The following is a 26,131-nucleotide window of genomic DNA, read 5'->3' on the forward strand; positions in this document are numbered from 1 at the left end:
AACAACAGAAGATCGGCAAAGTCGGCGGAGGCGGCGCAACGCCACCTCGGCCTGTCTCGCGGGGGACTTAGCCCTCGAGCATGGGCAGGTCGAGGCCCTGCTCCCTGGCGCAGTCGATGGCGATATCGTAACCGGCATCGGCATGGCGCATGACGCCGGTGCCCGGGTCGTTGCGCAGCACACGGCCCAGACGTTTATCAGCAGCCTCAGTACCGTCGGCGACGATCACCATGCCGGCATGCTGGCTGAAGCCCATGCCGACACCGCCACCGTGGTGCAGCGATACCCAGGTCGCGCCGCCGGCGGTGCTGAGCAGCGCATTGAGCAGTGACCAGTCGGAGATGGCATCGGAGCCGTCTTTCATGGCTTCGGTTTCGCGGTTCGGGCTGGTGACGGAGCCCGAATCCAGGTGGTCGCGGCCGATGACGATCGGCGCCTTGAGTTCGCCGTTGCGCACCATTTCGTTGAACGCCAGCGCCAGGCGGGCACGGTCTTTCAGGCCGACCCAGCAGATACGGGCCGGCAGACCCTGGAAGGCAATACGCTCGCGCGCCATATCCAGCCAGTTGTGCAGGTGAGCGTCATCGGGAATCAGTTCCTTGACCTTCTGATCGGTCTTGTAGATGTCTTCCGGGTCACCGGACAGCGCCACCCAGCGGAACGGACCTATGCCCTCGCAGAACAGCGGACGAATATAGGCCGGCACAAAACCCGGGAAATCAAAGGCATTCTCGACGCCCTTCTCTTTCGCCATCTGGCGGATATTGTTGCCGTAGTCGGTGGTGGCGGCGCCACGCGCCTGCAGCCCCAGCATGGCGCGCACCTGCACGGCCATGGATTCCTTGGCGGCATCAACCACCGCGGCTTCATCCTTCAGGCGCATTTCGGCGGCGTATTCCATGGTCCAGCCCTGGGGCAGGTAGCCATTCAGCGGGTCATGGGCGCTGGTCTGGTCGGTAACCACATCCGGCGTGATGCCGCGCTCGACCAGTTCCGGGAAAACATCGGCACAGTTGCCCAGCAGACCGACGGAGATGGCTTCGCCGCGGGTCTTGGCGTCGTCAATCATCTGCAGCGCTTCGTCCAGGCTGAAGGCCTTCTTGTCGACGTAACGGGTACGCAGCCGGAAATCAATGCGGGTCTCGTCACACTCAACGGTGATGCAGGAGAAACCGGCCATGGTGGCGGCCAGCGGCTGAGCGCCACCCATGCCACCGAGTCCGCCGGTCAGCACCCAGCGACCGGAGGCATCGCCGCCGAAGTGCTGCTTGGCCATGGCGGCAAAGGTTTCGTAAGTGCCCTGCACTATGCCCTGGGAACCGATGTAGATCCAGGAACCGGCGGTCATCTGGCCGTACATCATCAGGCCTTTCTTATCCAGTTCGTTGAAGTGTTCCCAGGTCGCCCAATGGGGCACCAGGTTGGAGTTGGCGATCAGTACGCGGGGCGCATCAGTGTGGGTCTTGAACACACCCACCGGCTTGCCGGACTGGATCAGCAGGGATTCGTCGTCTTCCAGGCGCTGCAGCACTTCAATAATCTTGTCGTAGCATTCCCAGTTACGGGCGGCACGACCGATACCACCGTACACCACCAGTTCTTCCGGGCGTTCGGCCACATCGGGGTGCAGGTTGTTCATCAGCATGCGCATGGCGGCTTCGGTCAGCCAGCTCTTGCAGGTAATTTCGCTGCCGGTGGGTGCCTTGATGACACGGCTGGTATCGCGACGGGTATTGGTCATTTTTATGGCCTCATTTAACAATACAGTGGAGAAGACGCGCGGCTACTCGGGCGGTCCAGTTATCAATGTCGAAAGTCGGGTTATATTCCGCGACATCGGCAAGTGTGAGTTTTCCGGTGTGCCGGACTGACTCGATCAGGGGTTCCAGAACATCCAGACCCACGCCCCGGGGCGCCGGTGCACTGACGCCGGGCGCAACACTCGCCGGCAGCACATCCAGGTCGATGGTCAGGTACAGCAGGTCACAGTCATCCATAAAGCGTTCGAGCTGCGTACGGGCCTCATCCAGCTGATTGAGTCCCATGTCGCTATCGCGGCGATAGCTGACATTCAGTTCATCCGCGCGCCGAAACAGCGCGGCGGTATTGGACATCTCACTCACGCCCAGGCAGCAGTAGCGGAAATCCCAGCCCTGCTGCGCGCAGCGTTGTGCGATCTGGTAAAAGGGTGTGCCGGAGCTGCAGCCATTGCTGTCCAGGCGCAGATCGAAGTGGGCATCGAAATTGATGATGCCGATGCGCGGCATCCTTGCTCCGGTGCCAAGCTGCGACTCGCAATACTGCGCCAGCCCCAGCCAGCTGCCGTAGGCAACTTCGTGACCACCGCCCAAGACCAGCGGAAAATGTGCAGCCCCAAGACACTGCTGCACCCGGTCGGCCAGGGCCTTGTGGGCGGCTTCAAGCTGCTCGGCCTCGCACACCACATTGCCGGCATCCCAGGCGGCACGCTGGGGATGCCAGGGCATATTGGCCAGGGCCTTGCGCAACAGATCCGGCGCCAGGCTGGCACCCACACGCCCCTTGTTGCGGCGCACGCCCTCATCGGAACAGAAGCCGACAATCGCCAGACCCGCCGGGCTGTCTGCCTGCAGCGGTGCAATCACCTGGTGCAGGCGCGTGGCGAGCTGGGCCTGTTCTTCGGCATCGACGCGACCGCTCCAGATAGCGCGAAAAGCAGCGGCATCAAGATCAGACATTGTTCACTTCCCCGGCCACAATGCGTTCACGCACCAGATTGACACCAAACTGGTAGGCCAGCTCCGCCGGATGATCGATATCCCAGAGCACCATATCCGCCTGCATGCCGACTCTGAGTTCACCGACCTTGCCCTCAAGCCCCAGCCCCCTGGCGCCAAAACGGGTACAACCGGCCAGGGCTTCTTCCGGCGTCAGGCGGAACAGGGTGCAGGCCATGTTCATTGCCAGGCGAATGGACGCCAGCGGCGAGGAACCGGGATTCAGGTCCGTCGCCACCGCCATGCCGACGCCGTGCTGGCGCAGCAGTTCGATGGGCGGAACCCGGGTATCGCGCAGGAAGTAAAAGGCGCCGGGCAACAGTGTCGCGACCGTGCCGGATGCGGCCATCGCCTGAACGCCCTCCTCGTCGAGCCACTCCAGGTGATCCACCGACCAGGCACCGTAGCGGGCCGCCAGCGCCGCGCCATGCAGATTCGACAGCTGCTCGACGTGGGCGCGCACACCCAGGCCATGCTGCTGCGCCGCCTTGAATACGCGCTCGCACTGGGCCGGTGAAAAGGCGATGCTTTCGCAGAACACATCCACCGCATCCACCAGGCCTTCAGCCACAGCGGCCGGAATAATCTCGTTGCAGATCAGGTCGATATAACCATCGGCGTTGCCGGAAAATTCCGGCGGCAGCGCATGGGCGGCCAGCAGCGAGGTCGATACCCGCACGGCGTTGCGCTCCCCCAGCAGGCGCGCCGCCCGCAGCATCTTCAGTTCATCTTCGAGGCTCAGACCGTAACCGGACTTGATCTCGACCGAGGTAACGCCCTCGCGCATCAGCGCCTGCAAACGCGGTTCGGACAGGCGAACCAGCTCCGCAACAGTCGCACTGCGCGTGGCGCGCACGGTAGAGATAATGCCGCCGCCATTGCGAGCGATCTCTTCGTAGCTCACACCCTTGAGGCGCTGTTCGAATTCCTGCGCCCGGCTGCCGGCGAACACCAGATGGGTGTGGGCATCCACCAGGCCCGGCGTCATCCAGCCACCGCGGGCATCGATGATCTCGGCCGATACCGCGGACGCATCAAAGGCCGACATGGGTGCGATGGCGACGATACGCCCCTCACGCACACCGATTGCCTGGGCTGCCAAGGCACCGTAGCCCGCCTGGACAGCGGCATCGAAGGTCGCGAGGTTTGCATTGATCCAGATTCGCTCACAGGTATCGAACACTGCGTTCACCTTGGGGTTCGTAGTTTGTATATACATATGTATACCACAAGATTTTAAGAGGTCAAAACTTTTCTTGCTGAAAGTTCTGACCAAGGTTGCCGTTGTTCAGGTTATTGCTGCCCGCAACGCCAGCGCTGACGCGGACTTCAGGCACTTTCGGGGTGAGTCGCACTGTGCCCTGGCATTCGACACCCAGTGCGGCCAGGAACATATGTATATATCTATATTTTCGAGATGCTCTCAGGCCAGTGCCTGCGCATGCACTGGCCGTCACTGCACCGACCATCACTTAGCGGGAAAAGGCTCCATCAAGCCTTGCCGGTTACCCGGCCACGGGAAAACCATTAGTGGCAGGGTCGCCTCTTCAGCGGCTCACGTTTTGGTGCAGCCGTGCCAGAAAGCCGCAATTTACGCGGCTGTGCGGCTTCAGTGCCTGTCGTTCGTTGACCAGGGCCTCTGCCAGAGGCTTTATGCCCGCGCGCACTGCCGCTTCCGTCAGGGTCCAGTCAATAATGTCCCGCTGCGCATGACTGCCACCAAAGCTGTTGACGATAAAGCGCGCCCCGTGGAGCCGCTCGGCGGCGGTTGCATAATCCCCGCGCCAGAAGGCAACAAAGCCTTCCACCAGTGGCAATCCGGTATGCCGGGCCCAGCGTGCAACCTCCGGCGTCTCGCCTTGCGCTGCGCGAAACGCCGCGAGAATGCGTTCGACATCCTGGTCGCGCCCGCTCCCCAGATAGGCCATGACGGCATGCCAGTCGTTGAAGGGATAGAGCTTGCCATCGGCATGCTGATCCCAGACGTCAGCCAGTTCCTGCCAGCGATCCGACAGATCACGACCGAGCAGTGACAGTCGCCACAGCAGTGCCGATGCATCGATCATGTCGAGCGCCACCTGGCTGCGATCTTCACGGATTGGCCCGTCATAGAGCCTGAGCGCCTCGTCGACATTTCCCAGGTCGAGATGGTAGAGCGACAGGTGCCACCAGTTGTGGACGCGGAAAAAATTGTCCTCTCCAGACCAGCAAGCTTCACGGGTACGCATCCAGCCAACCCCGTCCTCGGCCCGCCCCTGCATCTCCATCACATGGGTGACCGCATGGTGGGCCCAGCAGTCCAGCGGTTCGAGGGCGATTGCCTGGCGCCCTGTCGCTTCGGCGCGGCCATAGTCACCGCACTCTTCCAGCCCGAACGCATACATGCCCAGCACTATCGAATAGCCCGGAATCGCCGCCGACCACCCGGGCAGCACACGGCTGATGCGATCCCGCAGGTTACGGGCGCAGGCCCGATAGAAATCCATCAGATGCCCGCACTGGAGCCCGACCAGATCCAGCGGGTAGTTGATGTTGTGCCTGTCGAGCGCCAGCGCCGCCGCCGTCCAGTTGCCCGCCAGCAACAGCTCCAGCACGCCTATATGGGACTTTTCACGCTCGTTCAGCGACAGCGTTTTGGCGCGCCCGAGAATCGCCCGGGCCTCCAGCGTGGCGTCAGGCTCCGTTGCCACGCCATACAGGTAGGCCTTGAGAATATGGGCCATGGCAAAGTCGGGTGCCGCCTCAATCGCAGCATCAATCAGGCCTATCGGGTCCCCCCGATAGAGATTGAAGGCACGGTTGGCCCCTTCATAGAGATCCAGCGCCGCGGTGCTGGCGCCGGAAACTGAGTTGCCCTGCAGATCGGATACCATAGCTGCAATCTCCTGCGTCTGTGCCGGCTCTGCGGTCGTCGTCAGCTGACGGCGCCGTCAGTGATGGGCCGGCCGATTGGATGAATGGACTATGGATAATGGTAGAACGCCTGTCCTGTAAACGCAGGAATGGTCAATGCCTGCAACCTTGCAGGTATGCAGTCCGTTCATGTTCCTTAACATTGGTATTTCGCATAACGGGCAGGGTTCACACCGCATTGTCGGACAGCCTCCGAGCAGCCTGTCGCCCAGGCGGTACTGGCTGAAATAGGCGGGATCTTCGACGAGGAAGATAGGCCCTGCGCCTATGAGGAATCGGCGCAGGCCGACTCCCTGTACCAACACTCAGGCACGGCACAATATCGGGAAGCACACCCATCTCAAGCCCGGTAGCAGAACATCCATAAACAAAAAGCCCGGAACGGCGGGATCCGTTCCGGGCTTTTCAGCTTGATGCCCGCGCCAGCGGGCGCCTCAGCTCAGCAGATGCTGCGCATAGAAGGCAAAGGGCGCCGACAACAGAATGGTCAGGGCGACGCGCTGATACCAGATCATCAGCATCTGGCGGATGGTCAGTGGAATCTCGGTCGACAGGATGCAGGGGATAGACGCCGAGAAGAACAGGATCGATGAGATGGCGACGCTACCGGTGACGAACTTGCCGGCAATGGCGCCATCGGCCATCAGCAGCGCCGGCAGAAACATTTCCGCCAGGCCCGTGGCCGAGGCCTTGGCCACCAGCAGCGCATCCGGCAGCTGTGCCAGCGCCGTGAACGGGTAAAACAGGTAACCCATCCAGTCGAACAGCGGCGTGTACTTGGCCAGCAGCAGGCCAATCAGGCCCACCGACATGATCGATGGCAGAATGCTCATGGCCATCAGCACGCCTTCGCGCAGATTGATGCCCACGTTGGTCAGCAGCGGCTGCGCCTGTCGATTCGCCTCCAGGCCTTCAATCAGTGCCTGCTTGAAACGCGAATGCTCCAGCACCTCCGACTCCGGCGAAGCGGCGGTATCGTCCATTTTCGACAACGGGAAGATGCGCACCGTAATGGCAGTCACCACGAAAGTGACCAGCAGGGTCGACCAGAAGAACAGATTCCAGATATCCATCAGTCCCAGGGTCTTGGCCACGATCACCATGAAGGTGGCCGATACGGTGGAGAAACCGGTAGCGATAATAGCCGCTTCCTTGGCGGAGTACTGACCGGACTTGTACACCCGGTTAGTAATCAGCAGACCAATGGAGTAGCTGCCAACAAAGGACGCAACAGCATCGATGGCAGACTTGCCGGGGGTTTTGAACAGCGGTCGCATCACCGGCTGACAGAGCACGCCAATCAGCTCCAGCAGACCGTAGCTGATCAGAAAGGCTAGAAAGATGGCCCCCAGCGGCACGATGAGCCCAACCGGAATCACCAGCTTGTTGAACAGGAAGGGCAGCATGTCCTTTTCGAACAGGGCTGCCGGACCAAATTCGAAATAGGCCATCAGCGAGACCAGTACGCCACCGAGCTTGAGAAATGAAAATACCATCTGCGTACTGCTGTCGCGCCAGGTGCCGCGTACAAAGGGATAGAGCCCGCCGGCGACTATGATCAGCAGTGCGTAAATAGCCGCGCCACCGGCCTGATTGCCTCGAATCCAGGATACGATGTGATCCAGCGGGATGGTGGACTTGCCGCCCAACTCCACCGGCACAAAGAAGAAGAAGATACCCAGCGCGCTGAACATGATGAGCTTGAGCACAGACAACGGGTTTGGGGACGTCACGTCCAGAGCCTCGTTAGTGTTCATTAGTTTTGCCTGTTTTATTGTAGGAAGCGCTGCGCGGGCCCGCCTGTCACGACGCCCTCACCCGTTGACGCTCCGAATATGACGACCTCCTTGCAGGCGGTCGTCAGCGAGCCCCAATTCCTTTTGTATGTATATGTATATACATTATTGGTCGAGACGTAAACTCATTTATGATTTTTTCTTTCCGGCCCGGCCGTACCGCTGCGTTCTGACAGCCCCTGCCCGCGTTGTGAGTGGGCATCGAAGTATATACAATCCTGTGTTTAGGTATCCTTGGGGACAACGGGTGAGCAACAAGCCGCGCTACCAGCAGATCAAGAGCTTTATCCTCGACGGGATCAAGCAGCAGACCTACCGCCCCGGCGGCAAGATCCCGACTGAAAACGAGCTGGCGCAGCAGTTCGCGGTCAGTCGCATGACCGTCAACAAGGCCATCCGCGATCTGGTACAGGACAACATGCTGGTGCGCTATCCCGGGCTCGGCACCTTTGTGTCCGACGCCAAGGCCGAATCCCCGCTGGCCGATATCAAGAACATTGCCGAAGAAGTACGGCAGCGCGGCCACGACTATAGCTGTCGCATCGTCAAGCTGCGCGAGACTGCCGCCAGCGAATCGGTGGCCATGCAGATGGGCATTCCCATAGGTACACCGGTGTATCGCTCAGTCATTGTCCACCTGGAAAACGCGCTGCCGATTCAGCTGGAAAACCGTTATGTGATTGCATCCTCGGTACCCGGCTATCTGGAACAGGACTTTACCCAGCACACGCCCAACGAATACCTGTCCAGAATGTGCCCCATTTCCAGTATCGAGCATATCGTCGAGGCGGTGCTGCCGAGCGAACAGGTACAGGAACTGCTGGATATAGACGCCAATACTCCCTGCATTCAGGTCAATCGCCGCACCTGGTCCGACAACCGCCTGATCAGCTTCGCCAGCCTCACCCACCCGGGTACACGCTACAAGCTGCGCTCCATTACCACGCTCAGCAGCAGCCACTGAACACGGCTGCCAACCCGCCGTTGGCTGCCTGACAACGGCTGCCGATTAGCCGGCGCGATTCCATCCTTTCACACCCAGCCAAAACCGGCCGCGCCCACCGGCGGTCGCAACAGCATCCTCTATCCTCGTCCATGCGTTGAGTGCCTCCTGGCAGGTTGGGGCCAGTGCGGCCCAAAGCGGCCCAGTCGACGCACCAAAACAGGGCATAACATTACCTTCACTGTGGATAACATCTGCTGAGCCGGCCCAAGGCCGGGGTTGAGCACCGCCTGCGCAATGCTGGCACCCAACTTGCACTATCTGACTCAACGCGAACAGGCCCTGTCGGTCAACGAGTCGAGGTAAGCATGACCCGATTACTGATATCCACAGACCTCGATGGCACCCTGCTGGATCACTACAGCTACAGCGCTATGGCGGCGGAGCCGGCCTTGCAGCGCCTGCGCCAGCTGCAGATACCCTGGGTGCTCAATACCAGCAAGACCCTCGCCGAGCTGGAGCCCCTGCGCCGACAGCTCGACAACAGCCACCCCTTTGTCGTCGAGAACGGTGCCGCCGTTTATATTCCCCTCGACTCCCCCCTGGCACCGGAGCTGGCACTGGATCCCGGCGGGCGTTATCGCCGCAAGACCTTCGGCCCCAGCCGGCGTCGGATTCTGCTGGCGCTGGAACCGCTGTCACGCCGCTATCGCTTTACCGGCTTTGCTGCCCTGACATCCGAGCGCCTCGCCGGCCTGACGGGCCTGGCCCCCGATGCCGCCCGCCAGGCGATGAGCCGACAGTTTACCGAGCCACTGATCTGGGAAGACTCCCGCAGCGCGCTGGAGGACTTTGCCTCTGAGCTGTCACTGCTGAACTTTCAGGTCCAGCGTGGTGGCCGCTTTACCCATGTCATGGGGCGCTGTGACAAGGCCGAGGCCATGACCTGGCTGGTCGAGCAATACCAGGCCCTCTGGAACGAAAAGGTTACCTCGATGGCGCTGGGCGACGGCCACAACGACGTCGGCATGCTGCAGCAGGCCGATATTGCGGTACTGGTGCGCTCACCGGCCCAGGCTCCACCCGAGGTTCCGGGGCGCAGCGATGTTCTGTTGACTGAACAGCCGGGCCCGGCAGGCTGGAATGACGCGGTCTGCGCAACCCTGCAGCGCCTGGAGCTTGGCACCTAACACAACAAAAGGATTCACCATGGGCGACTTCTACCAGAACGGCATCATCACCACCTTGCACAACCTGTCTCACCGGCCGCTGGAGGACATGGAACGCGAACTGCTGGCCTTCTCGAAACAACGCCCCCTGGCACTGATACTGCCGTGCCTGTATTCGGAACTCGAAGGCGAGGCGATGCCCAATATACTCCGGCATCTCAAGCAGGTGCCCTACCTGTCGGAGATCATCATTGGCCTGGACCGTGCCACTGAAGAGCAGTATCGCAGGGCGCTGGAATTTTTCTCGTCCCTGCCGCAGCCCCATCGGGTGCTCTGGAACGACGGTCCGCGCCTGCGTGCCATCGACCGCACGCTCAAGGGCGAGGAGCTGTCGCCCACCGAGCCCGGTAAGGGCCGTAACGTCTGGTTCTGCATGGGGTATACCCTGGCCACCGGCAAGGCGGAGTCCATCGCCATGCACGACTGCGATATCCTCACCTACGACCGCGAACTGCTGGCGCGGCTGATTTATCCCGTCGCCAACCCGAACTTCAACTACGAATTCTGCAAGGGCTTCTATGCCCGCGTGGCCGAGCACAAGATCAACGGCCGCGTCAGCCGGCTGCTGGTAACGCCGCTGCTGCGGGCGCTGAAGAAGGTGTTCGGCAATCTGGATTATCTGGAATACCTGGACAGCTATCGCTACCCGCTGGCCGGCGAGTTCTCATTCCGGCGCGATGTGATGAGCGATATCCGCATCCCCAGTGACTGGGGGCTCGAAATCGGCGTGCTCAGCGAGATGACGCGCAACTACTCCAACAATCGCCTGTGTCAGGTCGATATCGCCGACGTTTACGACCACAAGCACCAGGACCTGTCGCTGGATTCGGACGAAGCCGGACTGTCGAAGATGTCGATCGACATCACCAAGGCGGTCTTTCGCAAGCTGGCCACCAATGGCATCGTATTCAATCAGGAAACTTTCCGTACCATCAAGGCGACCTACTTCCGCATTGCGCTGGATTTTGTCGAGACCTACCACAACGATGCCATCATCAACGGCCTGAAACTGGATATTCACCAGGAAGAACAGGCGGTTGAGCTCTTTGCCGGCAATATCGTCAAGGCCGGCACCCATTTCCTCGACAACCCGATGGAAACCCCGTTTATATCCAGCTGGAACCGCGTCATCAGCGCCTTTCCTGGGGTGCAGCAGCAGCTGGTCGCCGCCGTCGACGCCGACATGGCGGAATTCGGCCGCCAGTAAATCCACCGCACACTCAGGGAGCAGCGCCATGACACCACTGCAACAACGGCTCGTCGGACACCTGCAACTGCTTTATCCACAGAGCGATCTCATGGCGCTGGCACAGCAGTGCCTGGCGCAGTTTGGCCTGGGGGCGGACGCCTGTGCGCCTGTGCCCCATCGCAACCTCTGGGATGAGCGCGATGTCATGCTCATCACCTATGGCGACAGCCTGCGCAGCGAGCACGAAGCACCGCTGCAGAGCCTCACCCGCTTCGTACACACGCAGCTGCATGACTGCATCTCGACGGTGCACCTGCTGCCCTTTTTCCCCTACAGCTCGGACGATGGCTTCAGCGTAATGGATTACACCACGGTGAATCCGTCCCTGGGCAGCTGGGAACAGATCAACAGGCTCAGCCAGGACGTCAAGATCATGGGCGATCTGGTGATCAATCACTGCTCCAGCCGCAGTCTGTGGTTCGAGAACTACAAGGCCGGGTTAGAGCCCGGCGCCAGCTACTTTGTTGAAGCCGACCCCGACACCGACCTGAGCGCTGTCGTGCGGCCCCGCACCTCGCCGCTGCTGCGCGAGGTCAAGACAGCCGCCGGCGAGCGTCACCTCTGGTGCACCTTCAGCCACGACCAGCTGGATCTCAATTTCCAGAATCCCCGCGTACTGCTGGAGTTTCTGAAAATCATCCGCCTCTATCTGGATAACGGCATTCGCTGGTTCCGCCTCGATGCCGTCGCCTTCCTGTGGAAAACGCCCGGCACGCCCTGCGTCAACCTGCCCGAAACCCATGAGCTGATCCGGCTGCTGCGCCTGCTGATCGAACACCGGGCCCCGGACGCGGTCATCATCACCGAAACCAATATTCCCAATCAGGAAAATCTGACCTATTTCGGCAACGCCAATGAAGCCCATCTGATCTACAACTTTTCGTTGCCGCCGCTGCTGATCAATACCCTGCTGACCGGTTCCTGCACGCACCTGAAAAACTGGCTCATGACCATGCCGCCGGCGCAGCACGGTACTACTTATCTGAATTTCATCGCCTCCCACGACGGTATCGGCCTGCGCCCGGCCGAAGGGCTGCTGAGCGACTGGGAGCTGCAAAGCCTCATCGCCACCCTGCAGCGCTTTGGCGGCCGTGTCAGCGCCCGCACCACCGCCAGCGGCGAGTCCAAACCCTATGAGGTCAATATCAGCCTGTGGGATGCCCTCAGTGGTACCAGTAGCCAGGGGCCGGACCAGTGGCACTTTGCCCGCTTTGTCTGCGCCGCCGCCATCATGGCCGCGCTTGAAGGCATACCGGCCTACTATATCCACAGCCTGGTGGCCACGGGCAATGACAACGAACGGGTGGAGAACACCGGCAGCTATCGTGCAATCAACCGTCATATCTGGCAGGAAGAGGCGCTGCAGCAGGCGCTCAGCGATGACAGCCATCATGCCCGCGTGTTCGATGCCATGCGCACCCTGCTGCGTATTCGCCGCCTGCAACCGGCATTTCACCCCAACGCCACCCAGTACACCCTGCACACCGGCGAGTCCCTGTTTGCGTTCTGGCGCCAGAGCATCGATCGCCGGCAAAGCCTTTTCGCGGTCTACAACATCAGCGACCAGCCGCAGTCATTCAACCTCAGCGAACTCAACCTGATCGCCACCGATGACTGGATCGACCTGATCAGTGGCGAGTCCTATAACGACCGTATGGCGCAGATTACCCTGATGCCCTATCAGTATATCTGGCTGTCCAACCGCCGCGGCTGAACATGAAGAGGCCACCCGTTGGTGGCCTCTTGGGACAGGTCCGTGGTACTGCACACAAACGAGCCAACCTCGCATCAGGCCGCCCGGCCACCGGACTTATTACATAAGAGCGACGCGGCGCCATTTCAAGCCCCCAGTCGCCCCATGCTGCGCCCATAGCTGGCGGGATTAAAGCGCGCGCTAACCAACAGCATGCCCAAGGCAATGGCCCCGTGCAGCCACCAGGCATCGGTAAAATCGCCGCCAGCATCACGCAGCGCCCCCACCAGCCAGGGGCCAATGGCGGTGATCAGAAAACCGATACCCTGCACAAAGGCCGCCAGTGCGCCGGCGGCACGGGCGCCCGGCAGATGGTCAAGGCTGACGATCAGACAGAGCGAAAAGCAGCCCCCCAGTCCAAAGCCCGCCAGCGCGACCCAAAGCAGGGGCGCAACCTGGGGTGCCAGGGCAAAGCCTGCAAAACCCAGTAGCTGCAACAGCATGACCACATAGAGCCCGACGCGCCTGTCGAGCGAGCCGCGCACGCTCAGTGGCATCAGCAGCGCTGCAGCGGCCTGAAACAGTGCCATCCAGGCCAGCAGGTTCCCCGCCGACTGTGCCCCCATCCCCTCATCGAGATAAAAGGACGGCAACCAGGCCACCAGGCTGGCATAACCACTGTTGGCCAGGCCGAAATAGAGCGCCAGCAACCAAGCCCGCCGGCTGCCAAAGAACGCGAGTACAGACAGCGGGACTGATGCCGAGACAGCCGCTGTCACGCTCTGCCCTGGCGCACGCCACAGCCACAGGCCCCAGGCCAGCAGCGCCGGCAAGGCCCAGATTGCCAGCCCCGGCCGCCAGTCTGCAGTCAGCGTCGCCAGCGCCGGGCTGAGTAGCGCCCCCATGGCACCTCCGCCCACCAGCGCCGCCGAATACAACCCCATGGCCAGAGCAATGCGACCGGCAAACCAGCGCTTGCAGACGCCAGGCATCAGCGCCTGCACCGTGGCAACGCCGGTTCCGGCCAGTATGGCGGTCAGTATCAGACTGGTGGCAGAGTCCGCCAGCAAACGGGCACCGCACCCCAGCGCCAGCAACAACAGGGCACAGAGCAGCGTTCTCCGCTCGCCAAAGCGCTGGGCCAGGGCTGCGCCTGCCAGTGCCAGCAGCCCCATCATGACAAAGGGCAGGGTCGTCAGGACCGCCGCCATACCGTGCCCCATGCCGGTATCAGCCTGCACCGCATTCAGTACGGGCCCGACCGAGGTCAGAAAGGGCCGCAAATTCAACCCCACCAGCACCAGCAGCGCGAAACCCCACAAACCCGCGCTTTGCAAGACAGGCGCTGATGCAGTCGGTGCTGCCGTTGGTGTTATGGTCAGGGACACCGGTGGCCCGGGTGGCTGTTGACTGTTCATTCGCGCTCCGGATTGGCGGATGTGGCTGTTATAACTGGCCCCAGTCTAAGGGCAGGCCCTATTATTCATAAATTAAATATCCAACTAATCATCAGTGGATTATCGAATAATGTTTACGACCCTTGATCCGGTTTTGCTGCGCAGCTTTGTTGCGGTCATCGAAAGTGGCAGTTTCACCCGCGCCGGTGAGCGTGTGCACCTGAGTCAGTCCACCGTCAGCCAGCAGATCCGCCGCCTGGAGGAACAGCTTGGCTGCACCCTGCTGGATAGGCGTGGCCGCTATGTACAGGCCAGCGAACAGGGCCAGCACCTGCTGGGCTATGCAAGGCGCCTGCTGCACCTGATGCATGAGGCTGTCGAGCAGATCCAGGCGACGGAAAACCCCGCTGAGCTGCGCATCGGCGTGGCGGAGGACTTTGCCGCCGAGCGTCTCACACCCACGCTGGCCGCCTTCGCCAAGGCCCACCCCAATATCCGGCTGGAGGTCACCAGCGATCTGAGCGCCCGCCTGTGGCAGCAGTTTGGCGCCGGCGCCTTTGAACTGATACTGATCAAGCAGCGCCGTGGCCAGGCCACCGCCCAGGCCAGCTGGCCCGAGCCGCTGGGCTGGTTCGACAGCGTCCGGGCACCGACGCAGCTGCAGGACCCGCTGCCGCTGGTGATGTTTCCGCCGGGCGGGCTCTATCGAGACGAGATGATCCATGCCCTGGAAAGCGCCGGCAGACGCTGGCGCATAAGCTACCTCAGTGCGAGCCTGGCAAGCCTGCGCGCAGCCGTGGCCGATGGGCTGGGCGTCAGCCTGCTGCCCAGTCGCATGGCACACCCCGGCCACCTGCGTCTGACCCCGGCACCGGGCTTCATCACGCCCGGTTCCATCGAACTGGCACTGCATTATCAGAGCCCGGCACCGGCGCGCATCGAGGATCTGGCCAAGCGCCTGATCAGACTGTGTTCAGCGGCCTAGTTCGGGGGGCCTAATGCACCTTGCTTACCCCCTAAAGGGTATTGAGCCGCTATCACCACACAGGCAATAGTGCGGGCCAGGCGCTGCTGTTGCACGTCTGATCCCACCACAAGATGGACTAACAAGAATGAAAAACCTGCTCGCAAAGACCCTGCTAGGCCTGGCACTCATCACCCCGACAGCCCTGGTACAGGCCGACATCAGCGGCAACGTCAACCTGACCAGCGATTACCGTTTTCGGGGAATAAGCCAAAGCGGTGACGATTCGGCACTGCAGGGCGGGCTGGATTACAGCCATGAATCCGGCTTCTTCGCCGGCGTCTGGGGCAGCAATGTGGACTTCTACGCCGCGGGCGATGCCTATGACAACGATGAAAGCATCGAACTGGATATCTATGCCGGCTACTCCGGCGAAGTCAGCGACCGCATCAGCTACGACCTCAGCCTGTACCGCTACTTCTACCCCGGCGCCATCACCAGCGCGGATTACAGTGAGCTCAGCCTGGGTGTCGAAGTCGGGCCCGCCCGGCTGGCGTACTGGTACGCCGATGATTACTTCAATAGCGGCGAGGACTACCGCTATATCGAAGCCAATTACAGCCTGGCGCTACCGGCGGAACTGGCGCTGGACATTCACGCCGGCCACTCCTTTGGCAGCTATTTTGACGACCCCGCCGCCGTGGGCCTGGATGAATACAACGACTACAGCCTGACCCTGTCGCGCAGCTGGGCCGGCCTGGACATCGCCCTGGCCTATATGGACACCGACATAGACGCCGCCTGGCGCATCAACAGCGGCCACCTCGCCAACCAGGACGCCTGGGTGCTTTCGATCAGCAAATCACTCTGATCCCGCAGGCCCGCGACACGCCCGCGGGCCCAGCACGACACTTAGCCTGATCAGAGTACATGGCCCTATCAGGCTGAACCAAACCGCCCACGGCAGGATGACCAGCAATAAGTTCGTCATCTGCCCTTATGCCCTGTCATTACGCCAAAGGTCGGCTATTTTAAGGTAACAGGCACGTAAAACCATGATTGAATTCAACGAGTTCATCCCATATTCATTCACATGCGACTAAGCTTCATTCAGGTGTAAAACATAGGCCAAGACCGGCACCTGCCGGTACAGCCTCAAGGAGGTATTAAATGTTCATGCAGCAATCCCGCATCGTTCGTTCTTTTGTAGCCCATATCATGATGGCCTGCATGCTTCTCATCTCGGGTCTGGCCCAGGCTGCTCCCGTATCCACCTCATCCATGATCGCGCCACAGAGTGTTGCGGCCACCGATGCGGATCGCGAAAAGCTGATGACCCTGCTTCAGCGCGATGATGTTGCAGAACAGCTCAGCGCCTTTGGTGTCGATCCCGCCGATGCGCAGATGCGCGTTGCCGATATGTCCGCAGCCGAAGTCGCAGACCTTAACCAGCAGATCGACTCCCTTCCCGCCGGTGCCGGCGTGCTGGGTGCCATAGTGCTGATCTTTATCGTCTTTATCATTACCGACATGCTGGGTGCGACCAATATCTTCAACTTCGTGCACCCCGTCCGCTAACTATGTTCAAGCGTCTGAACCCCGCCGTCTTGCTGACGGCGGTGGCTCTTTGTCTGTCCCTGCTAAGCGGTTGTGCCACACGTTTTTCCAGCGACCAGCTAGCCACTTTGTCCGACACCCTGCCAGTGTCCATCGAACTCACCGAAGTCCCGTTTTATCCACAGGAACTCTATCAGTGCGGCCCTGCAGCCCTGGCCACAGTGCTGAACAATGACCAGCTGCGCACCACGCCCGACGCTCTGGTGCCACAGATCTATATCCCTGAACGCGGCGGCAGCCTGCAAATCGAGATGAAAGTTGCGGCACGGCGCCACGGCATGCTGGCCATGGAAGCGCCGACCCACCTGAAAGGACTGCTGGCTGAAGTTGCCGCCGGTCGCCCCGTGGTGGTCATGCAGAACCTGGGGCTGGCTATCCTTCCGCGCTGGCATTACGCCGTGATCGTCGGCTTTGACCTGCAGGCGCAAAACGTCATCCTGCGCTCCGGTACCGAACAGCGGCGTATCACACCGCTGAAGCTGTTTGAGCGCACCTGGGAGCGCAGTAACCACTGGGCTCTGCTGGCGCTCCCCCCCGGGCAGCTGCCGCTGCAAACCACACCGCTGGACGTTGTCCGCGCCACCCTGGAACTGGAAGCCTCCAATGCGCAGGCCGCACTTCGCAGCCTGCACAGTGCCCGCCAACGCTGGCCCGATAATTATCTGGTGTCCATGGCGCTTGGCAATGCGGAACTTGCCGCAGACCATGCGAAAGCGGCCAGCCAGGCATTTCGCTGGGCGCTGGCCCAAGAACCCGATGCCGCCGACGCCTGGAATAACCTCGCCTACAGCCTGAATGCCGAAGGCTGTGGCCGGCTTGCGCTGCAGGCGGTCAATTGCGCCGTACAGCTGGCACCCGCCAACAGCGCCTTCCAGGACAGCCTGCAGGAACTCTCTGGCAAAACCCGTGCCTCACGCACAAACCAATCCCAGTGCGTCGCGCTGCCCAGCTGCAGCGCCAGTCAAAACTGACCTCTGGCTGTGGTCAAAACCACCGCAATAAATCTGCAATCAAAATCACGTATAAATATGCCTCACAATAATGGAGAGATAAGCCAATGGATCACGAAAAACTGAGCTCCCAGCTCAAACAGCTGCTTAAACAGGGTTATTCGAAAGATGAAATTCGCAACCTGATTATCGCCCCCCGGGCGGCGGTCGAGCAGGTACTGTGCGAGCTTCAGTCCCAGTACAACCAGCAACAGCAACAGGCGCGCATACTGCGTGGCCAGGCGGACTTCGCCATTTCCCTGGGTCGCTGAGCGGGCGACGAACCAAGCCCCGTTCAGCGGATTCCAGCGTTTATTCCCGCTCATTGCAGCCTTGCCCAGCCAAAGCTCCCGCCGACGTTCAGCCCCCATTCACTGCCAATAGTCTATTTACAATAGTGAGAGACTGGTCCTAAACTTCGGTTGTTTTTGAGCCGACCTAGTGAGCCTTGAGGGATAACAACGATGAAAACAACACTGATCCTGGCAGCGGTTGCTGCGCTTTCCCTGCCCATGACCGCCAACGCCGAGCGCAGCGGAGAAGAACTCTACAATACCAAATGTGGCGTTTGCCACGCAGCGGGCGTTGCTGGCGCTCCCAAGTATGGCAATGCCGAAGAGTGGGCACCCCGTGCCGCCAAAGGCGTCGATGGGCTGCTGGCCAGCGCCAAAAGCGGTCTTAATGCCATGCCTCCCATGGGCACCTGCATGGACTGCTCCGACACTGAGCTGACCGCAGCCATCCAGTACATGCTGGACGCCGCCAAGTAAGCATCAGCCACAGCAGCCATAAAAAAACCGTCGCAAGACGGTTTTTTTATGGGCAGGCATCCGAACTGAAGAGGTGCGCAAAACTGGATGTATCAGAAAATCTCACCCGGTCGCAGCGACTGCCCTTCTGTATCTCCATCAGGTCGGGACTGTAACGGCAGCAGTGCCTCTTCGTCCTTGCCCTTTTGAATCACAATCTCAACCCGGCGGTTAAGACTGCGGTTTTCCGGCGTATTATTGGGCACCAGTGCACGGGTCGCCGCCATACCACTGACCGTGAAGCGCGACTGATCCATGCGGTTGTCGGCAAAGAGTTCGTGTGCAACCGCCAGTGCCCGGGCGGTCGACAGATCCCAGTTGGACTCGAAGCGCCGGCCCGAGTACGGAATGGAGTCGGAATGGCCCTGCACGGCGACACTGCCGTTCACGTTCAGCAGGACATCACGGATCTTGGCGATGATCGGAATGGAGTCAAACTTGAGCTCCGCCGAACCCGAGTCAAAAGACCCCTTCTCCTTTATGCGAATGATGATTTTGGCGCCATCGGTTTCCACTTCCACCGAACCATCACCAATCTCCTTCGCCAGTGCCGCGGCAAATTCGATGGCTTCCTGCTCCGCTTCCCTGGCCAACTGCTTGAGCAGTGCCTCGACACTGCCCCTGAACTTGTCCGGCGTTTCGTTCTCGCCTTCCTTGGAGCGTACATCCAGCGTATTCAGGTCGCTGTTGATGGTCATCTGGCGCACTTCGTTCAACGGTGTCGGTTCCGGCCGGCCCGGGCTGAACTCCTGCGCAATGACAGAGGTACCCTTGGGAATATCTTCCACCTTGATCTGATTCTGAACACCGAAGGCTTCGCGCATGGAGCCTGCCAGCTGCTTGAACTTGAGCACATCCATTTCGGAAAAGGACAGCAGCAGCACGAAGAAACACATCAGCAGCGACATCAGGTCGGCAAAGGTCGCCAACCAGGCCGGCAGGCCGGGATCGCAGGGCGGGCATTCACATTCTGTTTGATCGGTCATGGGTCAGCTATCCGGCTGCTTCTACCAGGCGTTTTTTCTCCGGCAGGTAGTTGCGCAGCATCTGCTCTATAACCCGCGGGTTCTGGCCGGCCTGAATCGCCAGCAGGCCATCAATCACCAGTGCCTGATTCAGCGCCTCCTGATCCTTGCGCACCGCCAGTTTGTCGGCAATGGGCAGCACCAGCATGTTGGCAATCATGGCGCCGTACAGGGTCGTCAGCAGCGCCACCGCCATGGCCGGGCCTATGGACTTGGGGTCACTCATGTTGGAGAGCATCTGTACCAGCCCCACCAGGGTACCAATCATGCCCATGGCAGGCGCCACATCCCCCATGGCGCGAAAGATGCGGCTGCCGAAGTCGTGGCGCTCAACGGTCAGGCGCATTTCCTTGTTCAGAAGCATGCGCACGATCTCGGGATCGTGCCCGTCCACCAGCAGCTGGATACCGCGCTGCATGAAACTGTTGGCAACTTCCTTTTCTTCCAGTGACAGCAAACCGCCCTTGCGCGCGGCATCGGCCAGTTCAACGGTTTCTGTGATGATGTCTTCCGGATTCTGCGACTTGAACATGAACGCCTTGGCGGCGATTTTGCCGGCCGCGAGAAACTGCTGCAGGGTGTACTTCATCAGTACCACCAGCAGGGTTCCGCCGACCACGATCAGCAGCGAGGGAGGGTTCACGAAGATACCCACATCGCCACCCAAAACCATGGCCGCGATGACAATGCCCATTGACCCGATCAAACCGACCAGCGTTGCGATATCCACGGGTTTCTCCTTAACTCCGAACAGGCGTATTATCGGCTACGCAGCATGATAACAGAATTTTAATCGAGCACACCTGTGCAGCGATTGCCCGATCCGAGCCTGCGGGCCGGATTGACCCTGTAGCTATGCTCTAGTACTTTTTACGCCTCATTGATCACGGGTAAACCTGATGCCACGCACAAAAAAGACTCCAGACTTCGAAACCTCGCTGACCGAGCTTGAGCAGCTGGTGAACCGCATGGAACAGGGCGATATGCCGCTGGCCGATGCACTGCAGGCATTTGAACAGGGCATCGTCCTGACCCGCGATTGCCAGGGTATCCTCGATCAGGCCGAACAGAAGGTGCGGATGCTGGTAGAAAAAGACGGCGAGCTGCAAACAGTCCCCTTCACCGACCCCGAGGACGCCTGATCCGTGGCTCTGAATTCCCTGCTGCAACAGTACTGCCTGCGCGTCGAAAGCGCGCTTGATAGCCGCCTGCAACACCGCAGCATCGAGCCCCGCCTGCAGCAAGCCATGCGCTACGCCCTGTTTAATGGTGGCAAGCGCATCCGCCCGGGGCTGATCTACCTGTGCAACCAGCTACTCGGCGGACAGCTGAACCTGGCCGACGCACCGGCCTGCGCCATGGAAGCCGTGCACAGCTACTCGCTGGTGCATGACGACCTGCCGGCTATGGATGACGATGATCTGCGCCGTGGCAAACCCACCTGCCACATCGCCTTTGACGAAGCCTGCGCCATACTGGCCGGCGACGCGCTGCAATGCTGTGCCTTCGAGTGGCTGGCACAACCACAGGCCGAACTGGTGCCACAGGTGCAGTTACGCATGCTGGCCGTACTGGCACGAGCCGCGGGCGATCAGGGCATGGTGGCCGGGCAGGCATTCGATCTGGCCCATGTCGGCCAGAGCCTGACGCTGGAACAGCTGCAACAGATGCACCGCCACAAGACCGGTGCCCTGCTCACCGCATCGGTGGAGCTGGGTGCCCTGTCCGCCGGGGTCGACAGCGGCGAGCGCTACGAGGCGCTGCGCCAGTTCGGCGATGCCATTGGTCTCGCCTTCCAGGTACAGGACGACATCCTGGATATCGAAGGCGACACGGCGACCCTGGGCAAGCCCCAGGGCTCGGATCTGGCACAGAACAAGCCGACCTTCCCGGCACTGCTCGGCATCACCGGGGCACGGGGAAAACTGCAGCAGCTGCATAGCCAGGCCATTGAGGCGCTGGCGCTCTTTGGCAGCGAGGCCGACCCGCTGCGCGCCCTGGCCGACTATATCGTCAAACGGGATCACTGATGTTTGAACAGATCCCGCTGCAGCGCCCCATGACTGCGCTACTCGACAGCATCGACAGCCCGGCGCAGCTGCGCCAGCTGCGCCCCGCTCAGCTGCCGGAGCTGGCAGAGCAGCTGCGCGCCTTCCTGCTTTACAGCGTGGGCCAGACAGGTGGTCATTTTGGCGCCGGCCTTGGCGTTATCGAGCTGACAGTCGCACTGCATTACTGCCTCGATACACCCCAGGATCACCTGATCTGGGACGTGGGCCATCAGTGCTACCCTCACAAGATTCTCACCGGCCGGCGCGAGCAGATGTTCAGCATGCGCCAGCAGGATGGCCTGGCACCCTTTCCCAAACGCGCCGAAAGCCCCTGCGACGCCTTCGGTACCGGCCACTCCAGTACCTCCATCAGCGCCGCCCTGGGAATGGCCCTGGCCGACCGGCTGCAGGGGCGCAAACACCGTTCCGTGGCCGTCATCGGTGATGGCGCCATGACCGCCGGCATGGCCTTTGAGGCACTGAATCATGCTGGCCACACCGGTGCCAACCTGCTGGTAATCCTGAACGACAACGACATGTCGATCTCCCACAATGAAGGCGGGCTGGCCACCTATCTGGCGAAGAACCTCAAGCACCGCACCGACAGCAATGTTGCAGCCCCCTTGTTTGAAGCCCTCGAGTTCGCCTACACAGGCCCGCTCGACGGGCATGACCTGGACGCACTGCTGCCGGCGCTGCACAGGGTGCTGAATGCCCAGGGCCCGCAGTTCCTGCATATAGTGACACGCAAGGGCAAAGGCTTTGCCCCGGCCGAAGCGGATCCTGTGGGATACCATGCCATCACCAAGATAGAACCGGTGATCAAACCCAGTGCGCCGGCGAGGCCTAAGTTTGCCAATATATTCGGCCGCTGGATCTGTGATCAGGCCGAGGGCGACGCCAAACTGGTCGCGATCACGCCGGCCATGTGCGAAGGCTCGGATCTGATCGAGTTTTCGAAACGTTTCCCAGAGCGCTACTTCGATGTCGCCATCGCCGAGCAGCATGCCCTGACGCTGGCGGCCGGGCTCGCCTGCGGCGGCATGAAGCCGGTAGTGGCCATCTACTCTACCTTTCTGCAACGCGCCTACGACCAGCTGGTACACGATATCGCCATCCAGCAACTCGATGTACTGCTGACGCTGGACAGAGCGGGCCTGGTAGGCGAAGACGGCGCCACCCACGCCGGCCTGTTTGATATCGCCTGCCTGCGCACCCTGCCCGACATGCTGATCATGACGCCCTCGGACGAACAGGAACTGCGTGATCTGCTGTATACCGGCTATATGCACCCGGGGCCTGCGGCGGTGCGCTACCCCCGCGGTGGCGGCCCGGGCCTGGTGCCTGGCGACAGCATGACGCAAATCCCGCTGGGGCAGAGCCGAACCCTGCGACAGGGCAGCCGCGCGGCACTGCTCAACTTCGGCCCGCTGCTGCCCCAGGCAGAAGCCGCCGCCCAGGCACTGGATCTGACCCTGGTGGACATGCGTTTCGTGAAACCGCTGGATGAAAGCCGTATTTCTGAGCTCGCCGCCCACCACAGCCTGCTGGTCACGCTGGAGGATCACGCGGTACAGGGAGGTGCGGGTTCAGCAGTGGCGGAATATCTGCAGGCCAGCGGCCTAGGCGGGGATCTGCTCAGCCTGGGTGTACCCGATCGCTGGATCGAACACGCCTCGCGGGCAGAGCAGTTAGTGGATTGCGGACTGAGTGCGGAGCAGATTGTCCGGCGAATTGAAGCAAGACTGAAAGCCTGAAACGGACGTATCGACCGACCCCAACCTGAACACCTAAGGTGGGCGCTGCGACACTAAGCCCAACCTCACTAAACCGGCCTGGCCCTGTCTTTTACAGGGCCCGGCCGGAATACGCAGCGAAAGACTTCCGGCTGGCTAAAGCTAGACCGGGCGCCGAAAGCGACCGGCTTTCGCTCAGTTTTCTTCTTCGTCGTCGCGAAAGTGATGCTCGGTCATCATGTGACCCAGCTTGCCCATCTTGGTAGCAAGGTACTGCTCGTTGTGGCGGTTCTTGCCCACCTGCAGCGGTACCCGCTCGGACACAGGCACACCATACTGTTCCAGCGCCTTCACCTTGCGCGGGTTGTTGGTCATCAGCCTGACCTGCTGCACGCCCAGATGTTCCAGCATCGGCAGGCACATGCTGTAATCACGCATGTCGGCGGCAAAACCCAGCTGTTCGTTGGCTTCCACCGTATCGGCACCACCATCCTGCAGATGATAGGCACGGATCTTGTTCAGCAAGCCGATGCCACGCCCCTCCTGGCGCAGGTACAGCAGCACGCCACTGCCTTCTTCACTGATGCGCTTGAGCGCTTCCTGCAGCTGAAAGCCGCAGTCACAGCGCAGGCTGAACAGCGCATCGCCGGTCAGGCACTCGGAATGGGCCCGCGCCAGCACCGCCGTGCTGCCGGCCACTTCGCCGAAAACCAGGGCGACATGTTCCTTGCCGCTGCTTTCGTCCTCGAAACCCACCATGGTGAAGGTCCCCCAGGGGGTTGGCAATTTGGACGACGCAACATATTTAACTGACACAGACCCGATCCTCAGCGAACGAAGGCGCACATTTTAACAGCAGCCTTCACGTCAGGCGACGTTTGGATGATTTCCCTTAAATGGAGGCAAACCGGCGCTTTTACAAGGGGCTTGCTGCACTATCCCGGTGCAAACTGGCAGACAGGTCCATGCCCTGGCGGCGCGGCAGCAACAGCCGCACTTCCAGCCCGCCCAGATCCGCCCGCTGCAGGTCCAGCTCACCGCCGTACTGACGCACAATCTCAGCCACGATGCTCATGCCAAGACCGTGGCCGGCACGGGATTCATCCAGCCGTTCGCCCCGCTGCAGCAAACGCTCGCGCTGATCCGCTGCCACACCCGGGCCATCATCGGCGATGCGCAGATCCAGGCAGTGTTCATCCATCATGCCGCTGACCCGCACCCGGCTGCGCGCCCACTTGCAGGCGTTGTCGAGCAGATTGCCCAGCAACTCCACCAGGTCATCCCGCTCGCCGGGAAAATAGCTGGTGGCCGAGATCTGGGTATCGATTTGCAGCTGGCGGTCGCGATGCACGGCGTGCATGGTGCGCACCAGCTTGTCGAGCTCCTGCTGCAGGTAGATGCGGTGCCCCGGCAGGGCTGCACCGGCGATACGAGCCCGACGCAATTCGCGCTCCATCAGATCACGCAGCTGCTTGGACTGCTCACGCAGCGCCTCCGCCTGTTCAGGCGCGATACGCTGCAGCGCCTCGATCTGACGATCCAGCACTGTAAGCGGCGTCTTGGCGGCATGGGCCAGATTACCCAGCGCATTGCGCGAGCGGGTCAGACGCATCTCCATGCTCTTGACCAGATAGTTGATCTCGGTAACCAGCGGCTCCACCTCAACGGTATCGGCCTCCGGCAACTTACGTATTTCACCCTGCTTGAGCTGATTTAGCTGACCACTTACCCGCACCAGTGAGCGCAGCCCGCTGCGAATCACCAGTATCTGGGCCAGCAGCATGGCACCGAGAAAAAGTGCCACCACCAGCATCATGCCCCAGCGCAAGCGCGCCAGCCCCGATTCAATATGGCTGACGTCCGATGCCAGCAGCATGCGCAGCCGGCGTCCGTCCTTGGTGAAAACCTCTTCGCGCACCAGCCAGGGCTTGTCATGCTTTTTCAGCAGCCGCAGACCCTGGTTTCCCACAAACTCCCCGCCTTCCAGTGGAATGCTTTCATCCCACAGCGAGCGCGAGTAATGCCACTTGGGGTCATCCCCCACCTGAAACTGAAAATAGTGGCCGGACATCGGCTGTTCGTAGACAGGCGCGACATACTGCGCATTGATACGCCAGCCACCGCTATCGTCCATTTCGACGGATTTGAGCAGTACATAGGCTTCACTGCCAAGGCTGGCATTGACAAAATCGTAGGCGGTCTGGCGCAGAAACCAGCTGTAGGACACCCAGAGAATGAGGCACAGTGCCAGGGTAATCAGCACAAAGGCACTGTTAAGGCGGGTCTGAATCGATTTCACGGCCGGAAAACATAACCCTGGCCGCGCCGGGTCTCGATGCGGTCATGGCCGATCTTCTTGCGCAACATCTTGATGTAGGCCTCGATAACATTGCTGTCGTTTTCAACGGCGTCATCATACAGGTGCTCCACCAGCTGCAGCTTGGACAGCACCCGGGCCGGGTTGTGCATGAAGTAGCGCAGCAGGCGGTATTCGGTGCCGGTCAGGCTGACCGGTGCCTGCCCCTGGGGCACCACCGACTGGGTCTTCTCATCCAGCAACAGACCGGCAACCTCCAGCGCCGCTCCTGCCTGCTGATGCACCCGGCGCAGCAGTGCACTCATGCGCAAAAGCAGTTCTTCCGTATGAAAGGGCTTGCACAGGTAATCATCGGCGCCGGCTTCAAAGCCGTCGACCCGCTCCTGCCAGGCTGAACGTGCGGTGAGAATCAGCACCGGCAGCGCATTCTTGCGTTTGCGCCAGTTGTGCAGCACCTCAAGTCCCGGCCGCCCCGGCAGCCCCAGATCGAGCACGGCTATATCGTAGATATCCTCGTAGCCGGCGGCTTCCGCATCCACACCGTTATCAACCAGATCGACCGCATAACCGCTACGGGCAAGTTCGCTCTTCAGATCCGGACCCAGTGCCGGGTCATCCTCTACCAGCAGTACACGCATCGGTCAGTA

25 protein-coding genes are annotated in these 26,131 nt (G+C 60.9%); 13 read left to right on the plus strand and 12 right to left on the minus strand.

Going from position 1 to position 26,131, the window contains the following annotated elements; all coding sequences use genetic code 11:
* Positions 1-67: 67 nt before the first annotated feature.
* From hutU to MRS74_RS00820, 6 genes are all read right to left on the minus strand, one after another.
* Positions 68-1,741, minus strand: coding sequence for a urocanate hydratase (gene hutU, locus MRS74_RS00795; protein ID WP_254578364.1), 1,674 nt, complete (start codon positions 1,739-1,741; stop codon positions 68-70).
* A gap of 10 nt (positions 1,742-1,751) precedes the next feature.
* Complete coding sequence (gene hutG / locus MRS74_RS00800; protein WP_254578365.1) at positions 1,752-2,717, minus strand: formimidoylglutamase; 966 nt, start codon at positions 2,715-2,717, stop codon at positions 1,752-1,754.
* Positions 2,710-3,975: an imidazolonepropionase gene (hutI, locus tag MRS74_RS00805; protein ID WP_254578366.1), complete on the minus strand. Its 1,266-nt coding sequence runs from the start codon at positions 3,973-3,975 to the stop codon at positions 2,710-2,712. The genes hutG and hutI overlap by 8 nt, the downstream gene beginning before the upstream one ends.
* Positions 3,976-4,000: 25 nt before the next feature.
* The gene (locus MRS74_RS00810) at positions 4,001-4,150 is read right to left on the minus strand and encodes a hypothetical protein (protein WP_254578367.1); all 150 of its coding nucleotides are present in this window, start codon (positions 4,148-4,150) and stop codon (positions 4,001-4,003) included.
* Between the two features lie 153 nt (positions 4,151-4,303).
* Complete coding sequence (locus MRS74_RS00815; protein ID WP_254578368.1) at positions 4,304-5,629, minus strand: tetratricopeptide repeat protein; 1,326 nt, start codon at positions 5,627-5,629, stop codon at positions 4,304-4,306.
* Between the two features lie 474 nt (positions 5,630-6,103).
* Positions 6,104-7,426, minus strand: coding sequence for a YjiH family protein (locus MRS74_RS00820; RefSeq protein WP_254578369.1), 1,323 nt, complete (start codon positions 7,424-7,426; stop codon positions 6,104-6,106).
* Between the two features lie 286 nt (positions 7,427-7,712).
* Here MRS74_RS00820 and hutC point away from each other — a divergent pair, with 286 nt between their 5' ends.
* From hutC to MRS74_RS00840, 4 genes are all read left to right on the plus strand, one after another.
* Positions 7,713-8,429 carry a histidine utilization transcriptional repressor HutC gene (hutC, locus tag MRS74_RS00825; protein ID WP_254578370.1) on the plus strand — a complete coding sequence of 239 codons (717 nt, stop codon included), beginning with the start codon at positions 7,713-7,715 and terminating at the stop codon, positions 8,427-8,429.
* Between the two features lie 347 nt (positions 8,430-8,776).
* Complete coding sequence (locus MRS74_RS00830; RefSeq protein ID WP_254578371.1) at positions 8,777-9,598, plus strand: HAD-IIB family hydrolase; 822 nt, start codon at positions 8,777-8,779, stop codon at positions 9,596-9,598.
* Between the two features lie 19 nt (positions 9,599-9,617).
* Complete coding sequence (locus MRS74_RS00835; protein ID WP_254578372.1) at positions 9,618-10,844, plus strand: glycosyltransferase family protein; 1,227 nt, start codon at positions 9,618-9,620, stop codon at positions 10,842-10,844.
* Positions 10,845-10,872: 28 nt separating this feature from the next.
* Positions 10,873-12,600 (plus strand): alpha-amylase family glycosyl hydrolase, encoded by a 1,728-nt coding sequence (locus tag MRS74_RS00840; RefSeq protein WP_254578373.1) that lies wholly within the window; start codon positions 10,873-10,875, stop codon positions 12,598-12,600.
* A gap of 125 nt (positions 12,601-12,725) precedes the next feature.
* On the opposite strand, the gene MRS74_RS00845 is transcribed toward MRS74_RS00840, so the two are convergent.
* Positions 12,726-13,997, minus strand: coding sequence for a cyanate transporter (locus MRS74_RS00845; protein ID WP_254578374.1), 1,272 nt, complete (start codon positions 13,995-13,997; stop codon positions 12,726-12,728).
* A gap of 109 nt (positions 13,998-14,106) precedes the next feature.
* On the opposite strand from MRS74_RS00845, the gene MRS74_RS00850 reads away from it, so the two are divergent.
* The 6 genes from MRS74_RS00850 (at position 14,107) to MRS74_RS00875 (ending at position 18,316) form a co-directional block, all read left to right on the plus strand.
* Positions 14,107-14,961 carry a LysR family transcriptional regulator gene (locus MRS74_RS00850; RefSeq protein WP_254578375.1) on the plus strand — a complete coding sequence of 285 codons (855 nt, stop codon included), beginning with the start codon at positions 14,107-14,109 and terminating at the stop codon, positions 14,959-14,961.
* A 127-nt stretch (positions 14,962-15,088) separates the two neighbouring features.
* A complete protein-coding gene (locus MRS74_RS00855) occupies positions 15,089-15,811 on the plus strand; it encodes a TorF family putative porin (RefSeq protein ID WP_254578376.1) in 723 nt (240 codons plus the stop codon).
* A 299-nt stretch (positions 15,812-16,110) separates the two neighbouring features.
* Positions 16,111-16,518, plus strand: coding sequence for a PA2779 family protein (locus MRS74_RS00860; RefSeq protein WP_254578377.1), 408 nt, complete (start codon positions 16,111-16,113; stop codon positions 16,516-16,518).
* Positions 16,519-16,520: 2 nt separating this feature from the next.
* Positions 16,521-17,528 (plus strand): PA2778 family cysteine peptidase, encoded by a 1,008-nt coding sequence (locus tag MRS74_RS00865; protein ID WP_254578378.1) that lies wholly within the window; start codon positions 16,521-16,523, stop codon positions 17,526-17,528.
* Positions 17,529-17,614: 86 nt separating this feature from the next.
* On the plus strand, positions 17,615-17,818 hold the full coding sequence (locus tag MRS74_RS00870) for a hypothetical protein (RefSeq protein WP_254578379.1): 204 nt from the start codon (positions 17,615-17,617) through the stop codon (positions 17,816-17,818).
* Between the two features lie 192 nt (positions 17,819-18,010).
* A complete protein-coding gene (locus MRS74_RS00875) occupies positions 18,011-18,316 on the plus strand; it encodes a c-type cytochrome (protein ID WP_254578380.1) in 306 nt (101 codons plus the stop codon).
* Positions 18,317-18,408: 92 nt separating this feature from the next.
* Here the strand turns inward: MRS74_RS00875 and MRS74_RS00880 are convergent, their stop codons facing one another.
* Together MRS74_RS00880 and pomA are read right to left on the minus strand one after the other, a co-directional pair.
* Positions 18,409-19,341: a flagellar motor protein MotB gene (locus tag MRS74_RS00880; protein ID WP_254578381.1), complete on the minus strand. Its 933-nt coding sequence runs from the start codon at positions 19,339-19,341 to the stop codon at positions 18,409-18,411.
* Between the two features lie 7 nt (positions 19,342-19,348).
* The gene (pomA, locus tag MRS74_RS00885) at positions 19,349-20,110 is read right to left on the minus strand and encodes a flagellar motor protein PomA (RefSeq protein WP_254578382.1); all 762 of its coding nucleotides are present in this window, start codon (positions 20,108-20,110) and stop codon (positions 19,349-19,351) included.
* 169 nt (positions 20,111-20,279) lie between these two features.
* On the opposite strand from pomA, the gene MRS74_RS00890 reads away from it, so the two are divergent.
* Genes MRS74_RS00890 through dxs form a run of 3 tightly spaced genes read left to right on the plus strand, consistent with a single transcriptional unit; the run spans position 20,280 to position 23,188 of the window.
* Positions 20,280-20,522, plus strand: a complete 243-nt coding sequence (locus MRS74_RS00890) for an exodeoxyribonuclease VII small subunit (RefSeq protein ID WP_254578383.1) — start codon at positions 20,280-20,282, stop codon at positions 20,520-20,522.
* Positions 20,523-20,525: 3 nt separating this feature from the next.
* A complete protein-coding gene (locus MRS74_RS00895) occupies positions 20,526-21,410 on the plus strand; it encodes a polyprenyl synthetase family protein (protein WP_254578384.1) in 885 nt (294 codons plus the stop codon).
* Entirely contained in the window at positions 21,410-23,188 is a 1,779-nt protein-coding gene (gene dxs / locus MRS74_RS00900; protein ID WP_254578385.1) for a 1-deoxy-D-xylulose-5-phosphate synthase, read from the plus strand. Before MRS74_RS00895 ends, dxs begins: the two co-directional genes overlap by 1 nt.
* A 174-nt stretch (positions 23,189-23,362) precedes the next feature.
* Here the strand turns inward: dxs and ribA are convergent, their stop codons facing one another.
* From ribA to MRS74_RS00915, 3 genes are all read right to left on the minus strand, one after another.
* The gene (gene ribA / locus MRS74_RS00905; RefSeq protein ID WP_438362312.1) at positions 23,363-23,926 is read right to left on the minus strand and encodes a GTP cyclohydrolase II; all 564 of its coding nucleotides are present in this window, start codon (positions 23,924-23,926) and stop codon (positions 23,363-23,365) included.
* Positions 23,927-24,083: 157 nt separating this feature from the next.
* The gene (locus tag MRS74_RS00910) at positions 24,084-25,466 is read right to left on the minus strand and encodes an ATP-binding protein (RefSeq protein WP_254578387.1); all 1,383 of its coding nucleotides are present in this window, start codon (positions 25,464-25,466) and stop codon (positions 24,084-24,086) included.
* Positions 25,463-26,122: a response regulator transcription factor gene (locus MRS74_RS00915; protein WP_254578388.1), complete on the minus strand. Its 660-nt coding sequence runs from the start codon at positions 26,120-26,122 to the stop codon at positions 25,463-25,465. The genes MRS74_RS00910 and MRS74_RS00915 overlap by 4 nt, the downstream gene beginning before the upstream one ends.
* Between the last annotated feature and the right edge of the window lie 9 nt (positions 26,123-26,131).

Origin of the sequence: Marinobacterium sedimentorum, from assembly GCF_024267675.1 — a bacterium.
Lineage (GTDB): Bacteria > Pseudomonadota > Gammaproteobacteria > Pseudomonadales > Balneatricaceae > Marinobacterium_A > Marinobacterium_A sedimentorum.

What these genes read in the sequence shown, in the direction of transcription:
- ribA (WP_438362312.1), bottom strand. Translation starts at nt 23,926, where the DNA reads ATGGTGGGTTTCGAGGACGAAAGCAGCGGCAAGGAACATGTCGCCCTG.
- MRS74_RS00865 (WP_254578378.1), top strand. Translation starts at nt 16,521, where the DNA reads ATGTTCAAGCGTCTGAACCCCGCCGTCTTGCTGACGGCGGTGGCTCTT.
- hutG (WP_254578365.1), bottom strand. Translation starts at nt 2,717, where the DNA reads ATGTCTGATCTTGATGCCGCTGCTTTTCGCGCTATCTGGAGCGGTCGC.
- dxs (WP_254578385.1), top strand. Translation starts at nt 21,410, where the DNA reads ATGTTTGAACAGATCCCGCTGCAGCGCCCCATGACTGCGCTACTCGAC.
- MRS74_RS00810 (WP_254578367.1), bottom strand. Translation starts at nt 4,150, where the DNA reads ATGTTCCTGGCCGCACTGGGTGTCGAATGCCAGGGCACAGTGCGACTC.
- MRS74_RS00890 (WP_254578383.1), top strand. Translation starts at nt 20,280, where the DNA reads ATGCCACGCACAAAAAAGACTCCAGACTTCGAAACCTCGCTGACCGAG.
- MRS74_RS00855 (WP_254578376.1), top strand. Translation starts at nt 15,089, where the DNA reads ATGAAAAACCTGCTCGCAAAGACCCTGCTAGGCCTGGCACTCATCACC.
- hutU (WP_254578364.1), bottom strand. Translation starts at nt 1,741, where the DNA reads ATGACCAATACCCGTCGCGATACCAGCCGTGTCATCAAGGCACCCACC.
- MRS74_RS00915 (WP_254578388.1), bottom strand. Translation starts at nt 26,122, where the DNA reads ATGCGTGTACTGCTGGTAGAGGATGACCCGGCACTGGGTCCGGATCTG.
- MRS74_RS00850 (WP_254578375.1), top strand. Translation starts at nt 14,107, where the DNA reads ATGTTTACGACCCTTGATCCGGTTTTGCTGCGCAGCTTTGTTGCGGTC.
- MRS74_RS00875 (WP_254578380.1), top strand. Translation starts at nt 18,011, where the DNA reads ATGAAAACAACACTGATCCTGGCAGCGGTTGCTGCGCTTTCCCTGCCC.
- MRS74_RS00815 (WP_254578368.1), bottom strand. Translation starts at nt 5,629, where the DNA reads ATGGTATCCGATCTGCAGGGCAACTCAGTTTCCGGCGCCAGCACCGCG.
- hutI (WP_254578366.1), bottom strand. Translation starts at nt 3,975, where the DNA reads ATGTATATACAAACTACGAACCCCAAGGTGAACGCAGTGTTCGATACC.
- MRS74_RS00870 (WP_254578379.1), top strand. Translation starts at nt 17,615, where the DNA reads ATGGATCACGAAAAACTGAGCTCCCAGCTCAAACAGCTGCTTAAACAG.
- MRS74_RS00820 (WP_254578369.1), bottom strand. Translation starts at nt 7,426, where the DNA reads ATGAACACTAACGAGGCTCTGGACGTGACGTCCCCAAACCCGTTGTCT.
- MRS74_RS00880 (WP_254578381.1), bottom strand. Translation starts at nt 19,341, where the DNA reads ATGACCGATCAAACAGAATGTGAATGCCCGCCCTGCGATCCCGGCCTG.
- MRS74_RS00835 (WP_254578372.1), top strand. Translation starts at nt 9,618, where the DNA reads ATGGGCGACTTCTACCAGAACGGCATCATCACCACCTTGCACAACCTG.
- MRS74_RS00830 (WP_254578371.1), top strand. Translation starts at nt 8,777, where the DNA reads ATGACCCGATTACTGATATCCACAGACCTCGATGGCACCCTGCTGGAT.
- MRS74_RS00840 (WP_254578373.1), top strand. Translation starts at nt 10,873, where the DNA reads ATGACACCACTGCAACAACGGCTCGTCGGACACCTGCAACTGCTTTAT.
- MRS74_RS00860 (WP_254578377.1), top strand. Translation starts at nt 16,111, where the DNA reads ATGTTCATGCAGCAATCCCGCATCGTTCGTTCTTTTGTAGCCCATATC.
- MRS74_RS00845 (WP_254578374.1), bottom strand. Translation starts at nt 13,997, where the DNA reads ATGAACAGTCAACAGCCACCCGGGCCACCGGTGTCCCTGACCATAACA.